The organism is Streptomyces sp. RP5T (genome assembly GCF_003933965.1).
In the GTDB taxonomy this organism is placed as follows: Bacteria; Actinomycetota; Actinomycetes; order Streptomycetales; family Streptomycetaceae; genus Streptomyces.
The window spans coordinates 1-8,400 of sequence record NZ_RSAJ01000367.1; the positions used below are offsets into that span (position 1 = coordinate 1).

General features: G+C 73.2%; 7 protein-coding genes and 1 tRNA gene. 3 read left to right on the plus strand and 5 right to left on the minus strand.

Annotated elements, in window-relative coordinates:
* Positions 1 to 197 precede the first annotated feature (197 nt).
* The 4 genes from EHS43_RS29950 to EHS43_RS29965 all read right to left on the minus strand — a co-directional run bounded on the left by EHS43_RS29950 (position 198) and on the right by EHS43_RS29965 (position 6,055).
* Entirely contained in the window at positions 198 to 1,610 is a 1,413-nt protein-coding gene (locus EHS43_RS29950; RefSeq protein ID WP_125193848.1) for a TQXA domain-containing protein, read from the minus strand.
* A gap of 266 nt (positions 1,611 to 1,876) precedes the next feature.
* Positions 1,877 to 2,338: a single-stranded DNA-binding protein gene (locus EHS43_RS29955; RefSeq protein WP_125193849.1), complete on the minus strand. Its 462-nt coding sequence runs from the start codon at positions 2,336 to 2,338 to the stop codon at positions 1,877 to 1,879.
* A gap of 195 nt (positions 2,339 to 2,533) precedes the next feature.
* A complete protein-coding gene (locus tag EHS43_RS29960; protein WP_125193850.1) occupies positions 2,534 to 4,444 on the minus strand; it encodes a YfjP family GTPase in 1,911 nt (636 codons plus the stop codon).
* 3 nt (positions 4,445 to 4,447) lie between these two features.
* Entirely contained in the window at positions 4,448 to 6,055 is a 1,608-nt protein-coding gene (locus tag EHS43_RS29965) for a dynamin family protein (RefSeq protein WP_125193851.1), read from the minus strand.
* Between the two features lie 322 nt (positions 6,056 to 6,377).
* On the opposite strand from EHS43_RS29965, the gene EHS43_RS29970 reads away from it, so the two are divergent.
* The 3 genes from EHS43_RS29970 to EHS43_RS29980 all read left to right on the plus strand — a co-directional run bounded on the left by EHS43_RS29970 (position 6,378) and on the right by EHS43_RS29980 (position 8,030).
* Positions 6,378 to 6,450: transfer RNA gene (locus tag EHS43_RS29970), tRNA-Arg, on the plus strand.
* A gap of 188 nt (positions 6,451 to 6,638) precedes the next feature.
* Positions 6,639 to 7,598: a D-2-hydroxyacid dehydrogenase family protein gene (locus EHS43_RS29975; protein ID WP_125193852.1), complete on the plus strand. Its 960-nt coding sequence runs from the start codon at positions 6,639 to 6,641 to the stop codon at positions 7,596 to 7,598.
* A gap of 138 nt (positions 7,599 to 7,736) precedes the next feature.
* On the plus strand, positions 7,737 to 8,030 hold the full coding sequence (locus EHS43_RS29980; protein WP_125193853.1) for a chaplin: 294 nt from the start codon (positions 7,737 to 7,739) through the stop codon (positions 8,028 to 8,030).
* Positions 8,031 to 8,117: 87 nt separating this feature from the next.
* Here the strand turns inward: EHS43_RS29980 and EHS43_RS29985 are convergent.
* Positions 8,118 to 8,400: tyrosinase family protein (locus EHS43_RS29985; RefSeq protein ID WP_148104118.1), on the minus strand; the 283-nt coding region annotated here is incomplete at its 5' end.

An 8,400-nucleotide genomic window follows, 5' to 3' on the forward strand; every position in this document is an offset into this window, starting at 1 on the left:
GGGCCGAACCCACGGAACCGATGGACAGCACCGAGCCCACCGAGCCGATGGACAGCACCGAGTCCTGCGACCACAGGGACAGCACCGAGCCCGAGGAGGGGTGACGCGCCGGTGACGGGGATGGCTTGGTCATGACGGCATTCTGCCCGTCCCGCCCTTTGCCCGTCCCGCGCTCTGGGCGTCCCGGCGCGCCCCGGTCAGTCCTGCGCCCGGTTCTGCTTCCTGCCGGTGAGTACCAGGGCCGCGCCCCCGATCACGACCAGCGCGATGGCGGTCCCGGCGATCAGCGGGGTGGCCGCGGAGCTGCCGGTCTCGGCGAGGTTGACGTCGGTGGTGGGGACGGCCACCGTGGCGGGACTGGGCTCGCTGAGGGTCTGGGTCGTGGCGCCCATCTCGCTGCTGCGGGTGCGGCAGTCGAGGACCCCCGTGAAGCGCTCGGCGAGACCGTCGGCGCCGGTGATCGTGAAGTCGTACGCCTGGTCCTCCTGGAGCGGGACCGTCACCGTGCGGGACTCGCCCGCCGCGATGGCGTACTCCGTGCCCATCAGCTCGAACGCGAACTCCTCGTCGCCCCGGTTGACCGCCTTGATGTCCAAGCCGCCCTCGGTGCAGTTCCGCGTCGCGGACAGGGCCGGTACGGCACCCTCCTTCGCCCAGGTCGCGCTCGCCGCCGCCGAGACCGTCGACTCGCTGGAGCCGGCGAGGATCTGGGTCTGGCTCCGGCTCTCGGAGGCGAACGCCCGGCCGACCGGCACGGTGGTCGAGGCCTGCGCGGTGAGGTCCGCCGAGCCTGCCTCCGCGTCCTCGGGGACCTCGAAATAGAGTTCGCCGCCGTTGCTCACCGAGGTGACCGGCCTGCGGTCCTTGCCGACGATCCGCAGTCCGCTGGTGGCCGCGTCCGCCGGCGGGGTGACCGTGGCGCCGGCCGCGTTGGTGTGCACGGTGACCGGACCGAGCAGCTCGCCGGGGCGGCCGGAGACCGCGGGCGGGTCGAGCGTCAGGGACACCGCGGGCTCCGCGAGGTCCCGGGCGCTCTTCTCCAGGTAGTCCGCGAGCTTCTCTGCCTGCGGGTCGGCGGCGTCGACGTCCGCGTGGTCCGAGTAGCGCCAGATCGCCACCTGGGTGCCGGCCGCCGCGTCCTGCTCGGTCAGGCCCGAGGCGATACCGGCCCTGGCGGCGAGCGCCGCGAGATCGTTGACCTGGGGATAGGAGTTCTGCAGGATCCAACGGATCTTGCCGGCCCCCTTGTTGGCGCCCAGTGAGGTGCCGCTCCAGTCCGTCTCGTGGTACTTGGCGTCCTTCTGCGTGGGGTTGTAGAGGTCGACGCAGTAGGTCTGGAGCGTGCCGCCGCCCTCGACGGACATCTCGAACAGCCCGGCGGGCACCTGGAGATCGCCGCCCGCGTCGTGTATCACCGCGTCACCGTAGGTCTTCAGGCCCCCTATGGTGGCGGTCGCGCCTCTCTGGTTCGGCGCCGCCTCGTCCGCCGACGCCGTACCGGCGACGGCGACCGTCGCACCGGCGGCGAGCAGGCCGGAGACGAACGTGGCGGCCGCGAGGCGAGCCGCCGCCCGTCCGCGCACGGACAGCGCAGAGAACGCAGAAAACACGGAATTCCCCTTCGAGCAGGACCCGTTGTCGAGCGGGCTGGCGGTCCCACCAGCACAATCACTAGCCCCGGGAGCTGTGTTCGGCATCCTAGGGACGCGGCCGCCTCCCTCTTCCCGAGGAGGCGGTCGGAAGATCGATCCGACTCGGAATCGTTATCGCCAGGACCTTTCGACCGCGTGGCTTATCGACAAGTCGACCGGAGCATCCGGAACGCATGCGCCGATAAGCCGCACTTCGGTCGGCGCCGGCGCGTCCTCGGCCCGCGTCATGTCACGGCGACGGGCTCCTGCCGGTCCGCGGTCTCGTCCGCCGGTGTCTCCCAGACGGGCTCGCCCGGCGCGGACGCCCCCGTGGCGGCGCTCTCCGGCCGCTGGGTGCGCCGGAAGGCCGAGGTGCCGCGCGCGAGGTCATGGCCGATCGCCACCGCGTCGATGTCGGCCGAGGTCCAGGCCGGCTGCCCCTCGCGCACCTCCGAACGGACCTTCAACCGGCCCTGGACGACCACGGGATCGCCCACGTTGACCGACCCCGCCACGTTGGTGGCGAGCTGCCGGTTGGCCCACACCGTGAAGAAGTTGGTGTGCCCGTCCGTCCATTCGTTCTTCTCGCGGTCCAGATAGCGCGCGGTCGCCGCGAGCCGGAACCGCACCGACGCGCCCGTCGCCAGCTCCCGGTACACCGGCTGGGTCGCCACGTTGCCCACCGCGCAGATCATGGTCTCGTTCATCGCTGGAGCCCCTCCCTGACATGCGTACGGGCCCGTCCCGTACGGCTGCTGCTGTCCGCGGGCCGACCGCGTCACCGCGATCGCCGCGAAGCCAGACTGCCTCCGCCGGGCCGAGCCCGCTGGGCCCTGTGGACCGTCCCCGGGCTGTGGAAAACTCCGCCACCCGAACGAGGGAACGGGTCCGCGGGCCGCCCTTCACCCCACCCCGACGACCTTGCCGTACTGCTCCCGGACCTCCCGGTAGCGCAGCAGCTCCGCCGCCACCGGATCCAGCACCCGGGCCCGCCCGCACCCGGAGGCCGCCTCCCGCAGCCGCCGTTCCGCCTCCACGCCGTAGCGTCGCGCGGGTCCCCGTGCCGCCATCCGGCAGCTCCACTCGACGAGCGGGCCGCCGACGATGCCCGCCACCATCAGCAGCACCGGGACCCCCAGGTTCGGCGCCATGACCCCGACGATCTGGCCCACCAGCCAGAGCCCGCCGACGATCTGAAGCAGCGTCATGGACGCCTGCGCCAGCACGGCCACCGGCCACCAGCCCGGACGCGGCGGGCGGCCCGGTGGCAGCCCGGCCCGGGCCGTCAGCTCGTCCAGCGCCTCGGGCAGCCCCTGGGAGCCGCGTACGGCCGCCTCGCGCACCGCCTGCGCCCACGGCGCGGGCAGTCCCGCCGAGGCCCGGTCCGCGAGTGTCCGTACGGCCTGCTCGACGCGCTGCCGCGCGGTCGCCTCCTCGTCGGGCTGGGCGCGCAACGGCAGTCGTCCCGTGGGAGGTTCGCGCCGGTCCTGGTACCAGCGCCACAGCCGCAGCCAGGGTGTGCCGCACGCGCGGTTGGCGTTGCGCAGCCAGGCGCGTTCGGCCGCGTCGCCCGCCGCGGTGGCGCCGACCGCGTCCGCGAGCCGGGCGGCGAAGTCGTCGCGCGCCTCCTCGCTCAGCCCGGTGCGCCGGCCCGTCGCGTACACGGGGCGCAGCCGCCAGGCGGCGGCGTCCACGTCGGCGGCGATCCGCCGCGCGGGGGCCGCGCGTTCCGCCACGAACTGGCCGAGCGCCTCGCGCAGTTCACCCACGCCGTCCCCGGTGAGGCCCGACAGCGCGAGTACGGTCGCGCCCGGTTCGCCGTACTCGCCGAGGGCGATGCCGTCCTCGTCCAGCAGCCGCCGCAGGTCGTCGAGGACCTGCTCGGTGGCCTCCCCGGGCAGCCGGTCGATCTGGTTGAGGACGACGAACATGACCTCCGCGTGGCCCGCCATGGGCCGCAGATAGCGCTCGTGCAGGATCGCGTCGGCGTACTTCTCTGGGTCGACGACCCAGATGACGGCGTCGACGAGCGCCAGGATGCGGTCCACGTGCTCGCGGTGCTGGACGGCGGCGGAGTCGTGGTCGGGCAGGTCCACCAGGACGAGCCCGCGCAACTGCTCCTCCGCCTCGGCGCTCTGCACCGGCCGCCGCCGCAACCGGGGCGGGATGCCCAGCCGTTCGATGAGGCTCGCCGAGCCGTCGCTCCAACTGCACGCGATCGGGGCGGCCGTGGTGGGCCTGCGGACGCCGGTCTCCGAGATGGCCACTCCGGCCAGCGCGTTGAACAGCTGCGACTTGCCGCTGCCCGTAGCGCCGGCGATGGCGACGACGGTGTGCTGCCCGGAGAGCCTGCGCCGGGCGGCCGCCTCGTCCAGGACCTGGCCGGCCTCGGCGAGCGTGCGGCTGTCGAGCCGGGCCCGCGAGAGCCCGACCAGTTCCCGCAGCGCCTCCAGACGGGAGCGCAGGGGGCCGTCGTAGCTGAGCGGGGCGGCGGGCGGGGCGTTGGGCCCGCGGACCTCCACGGCCGCGGCCTGCTCGCTCTCGGCGGTGACACGGCGCGCGATGAGCCCGTCGTCCCAGGCACCCCCGGAGTCGGCGTCGTCCGTCTCCCCGGCGCCTTCCCGGCTCTCCCCGCGCGCGTGCCCGGCGTCCGTCCGCCCGTCACCGCCCTTGGCGCTCTCCACGCGTGTGTGCCCGTCCTTCCGCTCCGGGTCCGCCGTGTCCCGCCCGGCTTCCCCGGCCGGTCCCTCCCCGTTCTCCGGCTCGGCGTCCCCCGCCCGCTCCGTGTGGTCCTGATCCGTGACGGCGGTCATCGGTCACCTCTCCTTCTGCAGTACGGACAGCGCGGCGATGAGTTCGGCCTGGGGTTCGGGGTGTACGTCGAGTGCGTCGAGCGGGGCGAGCCGGCGCTCGCGTTCACCGTGCACGACACGGTCCAGGTGCTCGGCGAGCAGCCGCCCGCCCCGGTCGCGCAGCCGCAGGGCTCCGTGGGCGCCGATCCTCTGGGCGAGCCCTTCGCCGGCGACCCGTGCCCGGCGGCCGCCGAGCAGCGCGGTGGCGACGAGCGCGGCGACCGTCTCCGGGTCGGGCGCGACCCCGCGGTCGAGGTCGCGGATCTCCTCCTCGGCGTACTCCTCCAGCTCCCGCCGCCAGCGCCGTACGGCCATCCCGATCCGGTGCTCGGCGCTCTCCAGGGTCGGGTCGCGCTCCGTCAGTTCCCGTGCGGCCGCGGCCGGTTCGCGCCGCCAGGCCTCGTCGACGCGTTCGTCGGCGGCGGTGACCGCGCACAGCAGGAGGGCGCCCAGGCTCTCCACCAGCGCGTCCAGGAGCTCGGCGGCGGTGCAGTCGAGGGGGAAGGCCCGCCAGCGCTTGAGGGCGTCCCCGGCGAGCACGGCACCGGCCTGGAGCCGCCCCCGCACGCGCGCGTACTCGCTGTCGTACGCCCCCTCGACGGCCGCCGTGAGCCGCAGCGCGGCCGCGTACTGCGCGGCGGCGGCACTGGCCAGCTCGGGCATCCGGGACTTGAGGGAGTTCAGCACGCCGTGGGCCGTACGGGCGAGGGTGTGCTGCCGGGCCGCGGGGTCCTGCGCCTGGTGGACGAGCCAGGTGCGCAGCGATGCCACGGCGGTGGCGGGCAGCAGTCCGCCGCCCCAGGCCGACTCGGGCAGCTCCGGCACCGTGAAGCGGGGCACGTCCCCGAGGCCCGCCTTGGTGAGCAGGGCACCGTACTGCCGCGAGACCTCGGAGACCACCTGGTGAGGTACGCGGTCCAGGACGGTCACGAGGGTGGCGTCATACTCCTTGGCGGTGCGCAGGAGATGCCAGGGGACGGCGTCGGCGTAGCGGGCGGCCGTGGTGACCATGATCCAGATGTCGGCGGCGCAGATCAGCTCGGCGGCCAGGACGCGGTTGTCGGCGACCAGGGAGTCGACGTCGGGCGCGTCCAGGAGCGCGAGGCCCGGCGGGAGGGTGTCGGCGGTCTCGACCCGCAGCACGCGCGCGGGGTTCTCGCCAGGCAGCAGGAGGTCGTCCCCGGCCTCCTGGTGGGGCGTCCACACGCGCGTGAGGTCGGGCAGTACGCGCATTCCGCTGAACCAGTGATGGTCCTCCGGATGGCAGACCAGCACCGGTGTGCGCGTGGTCGGCCGCAGCACGCCCGCCTCGCTCACCCGGCGGCCCACAAGGGAGTTGACGAGGGTCGACTTTCCGGCCCCGGTGGAACCGCCCACCACGGCCAGCAGCGGCGCTTCGGGATCCCTCAACCGGGGCACCAGATAGTCGTCGAGCTGGGCGAGCAGTTCGTCGCGGTTGGCACGCGCGCGTGGGGCCCCCGCCAGGGGCAGCGGGAAGCGTGCGGCGGCGACACGGTCGCGCAGGGCGGAGAGTGCGTCGAGCAGCTGAGGCCGTACGTCCAAGGTCACCACATGTGAAGAATGCCCAATTTTGAGGGAATTCTGAAGCATATGAACATGTCTGCGCGCCGACCGGACACAAGGGGCGGAAGGGATGACTGGGACGCAGGCACAGTCCAGGCATAACGAGTGCACAACACCCGGTGCGCGAGGCGCCAAAAGCGATGCACGATTCGTACCTGCCTGCGATTATCAGGACCGCTTCACTGAACCTCCACATCGAGCCACGGAGGCGAAGCAACCAGGACAAGGTCGTGGGAGCCCTATCCTTGTCCCCGGCAACGTCACGGAACGGCCCACACCCGGGCACCCAAGACAGAGGCCACCACACCCGGCCCCCGTAGCTCAGTGGATAGAGCAGGCGCCTTCTAAGCGCTTGGCCGCAGGTTCGAGTCCTGCCGGGGGCGCACACACCTTCTGACCACGTGCATCGGGCAGAGGGTCTTTTCATGTCCGCCCCGCGCGGGGGCCTGTGGCCAAGCGCCTGGGGGCGGTGCGGGCGCAACTCCCCCTGTCAGTGCCGCGGCGTAGAGTCGATCATCTCGACGGATCACCCCCGGATCGCCCCGGATCACGCAGAGGGAGAAGGACCGACATGCGTCTGCGCTGTGCCGTGCTCGACGACTTCCAGCGGGCGGCGACCCGGTCCGCCGACTGGTCGGTGCTCGCGGACCGGGTGGAAGTCGTCTGCCACGACACCCACTTCGCCGACGAGGACGCCCTGGCCGCCGCTCTCGCCGACGCCGACATCGTGGTCACCCTGCGCGAGCGCGTAGCCTTCCCCGCCTCCCTGATCGCCCGGCTGCCCCGGCTGAAGCTGCTCATCGCCTCCGGCATGCGCAACTCCGTCATCGACTACGCGGCCGCCGAGGCGCACGGGGTCACCGTCTGCGGCACGGCGAGCTCCTCGACCCCGCCGGTAGAGCTGACCTGGGCGCTGCTGCTCGGCCTGGCCCGCGGGATCGTCGAGGAGAGCAACGCCCTGCGCACCCGGGGCCCCTGGCAGTCCACCGTCGGCGCCGACCTGCACGGCCGCCGGCTCGGACTGCTCGGCCTCGGCAAGATCGGCGCGCGGGTGGCACAGGTCGGACTCGCCTTCGGCATGGAGGTCAGCGCCTGGAGCCGGAACCTCACCCGGGAGCGGGCCGAGGAGGTGGGCGTGCGCCTCGCCGCGTCCAAGGAGGAGCTGCTGGCCGTCAGCGACTTCGTCTCCGTCCACCTCGCCCTCGGCGACCGCACCCGGGGCCTGCTCGGGCCCGCCGAACTCGCCCTCCTCAAGCCCACCGCCTACCTGATCAACACCTCCCGCGCGGCGATCGTCGACCAGGACGCCCTCCTCGCCGCCCTGCACGAGGGCCGGATCGCGGGCGCGGGCGTCGACGTCTTCGACACCGAGCCCCTCCCCGCCGACCACCCGATGCGCACCGCGCCGCGCCTGCTCGCCACCCCGCACCTCGGCTACGTCTCGCAGGCCAACTACGCGACGTACTACGGCCAGGCCGTCGAGAACATCCAGGCCTACCTGGCCGGCTCCCCCGTACGGCGGCTCCCCTGAGGCGGGCGGCACCCGGTCCGCCGCTTCGGAAAGGGTGATCCCCGCGTGAACGCCGTTACCAGGAGTGAGCCTCCGCGTTGAAGGGGAAGTGCGAGGGCGCGTCCTGCCGTCGCACTTACCGATCAGAAGGAGAACGTGATGTCTCGCATCGCGAAGGCAGCTGGTGTCGCCCTCGGCACCGGTGCCGTGGTCATCGGTGGCGCCGGCCTGGCCCTGGCGGACGCGGGCGCCGAGGGTGCCGCTGTCGGCTCGCCCGGCGTCCTGTCCGGCAACGTCGTCCAGGTTCCGATCCACATCCCGGTCAACGTGTGCGGCAACACCGTCAACGTGATCGGTCTGCTGAACCCGGCCTTCGGCAACAGCTGCGCCAACGTCAGCGACAGCCACAAGGGCAACCCCGGCCCGGGTGGACACGGCGGCTACGGCGGCTGATCGTCCGTACGCGGCACAGAGCCCCGGCACCTCGAGCGCCGGGGCTTTTCGCTGTCCCGTCCCGTCTCCGTGGGACCGTCCGGGGTCTCAGGCGTACCGGTAGATCCCGCTGACGTCCTCCAGCTGATCCGGCGTCACGTCCCACGGCGGCAGCTTCTCGTGCCGGGCCACGACCCGCTCGTACTGCTCACTGACCGGGCCGGGCGGCCTCGCGGGCTGGTACCGGGCACCGCTGTGCCGCCGCTGCCAGCGGTACCAGCACAGGTCGACGAAGGCGTGGTGCAGCCAGAAGACGGGGTCGTTGACGGACGCGCCGCCGACCATGGCCCCGCCGACCCAGCGGTGCACCCGGTTGTGGTTGCGCCAGGAG